The following is a 1,083-nucleotide window of genomic DNA, read 5'->3' as shown; positions in this document are numbered from 1 at the left end:
TAAGTGGTTATGCAAAAGTTATCGAGTTACTTTTTCCGTAATTATCACATACGTTTTTGACCGCTTCACAGAGCTTGTCGAACGAACTGTAGGCTGTCAGCGGTAACCACTTGTATTTGATTTCACGCCAAAGAATTTCGATCAGGTTCAGCTCCGGCGAATAAGGCGACAGATATACCAGATGAATGCGGTGTGCCATCCAATCGATGATTTTGCGCTGGAAAGCTTTGGAACGGTGCATTTTGGCATTGTCCAGTACAACGACGGCGAAGGCGTCAGGACTTTTCTGTGCCGCGAACTGATCGAACGCTTCTATAACGGTCTCTGTCTTCACTGACTCGGTTGTCATACGATGGAAAAAGCTACCTTTCCTGGTGAGAAAGCCCAGCACATTGAGCCGCTTGCTACGTGAATAGGCGGTCACTTCCCAAGGCTTACCTACCGGGCTCCATGCATAGGGAAGTGATGATGATTGAGAGAAGCCAGCTTCATCAAAGAAGTAAAGATCACACTCGCCATTGTCTTCCCATTCCTTCAAAGCATTGATCAAGCCTTGTGTACGACGAAAATCCGTTTCGTCACGCAGCGCAGTCAATGAGCGGCGTACCCGCTTACAACTGTTGCCGTTTTTTTTAATGCACGACGTAACGTGTCCTGGCTGACGACTTTACCTGTCTTATCCTGAAACTTAGCATGGAGGACAGGTAATTGATGCGGGTGCTCTTCAACAAGTTGCTGTAACACAGCAAGCTCGCTTTCGTTGAGAAGGCTAGGTCGTCCTTCACGAGGTTTATCTTGAAGGCCTTCAATACCGTCTTTTTCCCATTGGGATAACCAAGTAGACACCGTATCGCGTTTAACCCCGAGGATGTCGCGAATCTGGTTAATCGTATGGCCTTTGTGGCTGAGCAAGATGGCGTGGGCTCTGCGGCGTAGTGCTCTCTTTTCACCATGCTGGTAGGCGTCATTAACGATAGGTTGCTGGTCGGGCGTCAAAGAAATGAAGCGCAAGCGACGAGACATGGTGCATCTCCCTTGTTATAAGCCTCGCTTTATACACCATAACTTATGCGGATTCACTTA

At 48.0% G+C, this 1,083-nt stretch carries 1 protein-coding gene; it reads right to left on the bottom strand.

The annotated features are described in order from the left end of the window. Nucleotides 1–7: 7 nt before the first annotated feature. Nucleotides 8–1,023 (bottom strand): IS630 family transposase gene (locus HZU72_RS23570; RefSeq protein ID WP_172116735.1). Its coding sequence is split into 2 segments (ribosomal slippage): nt 8–636 and nt 636–1,023, totalling 1,017 coding nucleotides; the frame shifts between segments, so codons are not numbered across the junction. Between the last annotated feature and the right edge of the window lie 60 nt (nt 1,024–1,083).

The organism is Vreelandella sedimenti, from assembly GCF_013416325.1.
Taxonomy (GTDB): domain Bacteria; phylum Pseudomonadota; class Gammaproteobacteria; order Pseudomonadales; family Halomonadaceae; genus Vreelandella; species Vreelandella sedimenti.
Note: the sequence above shows the minus strand (reverse complement) of the source record. Positions and strands in the feature narration are given on the sequence as shown.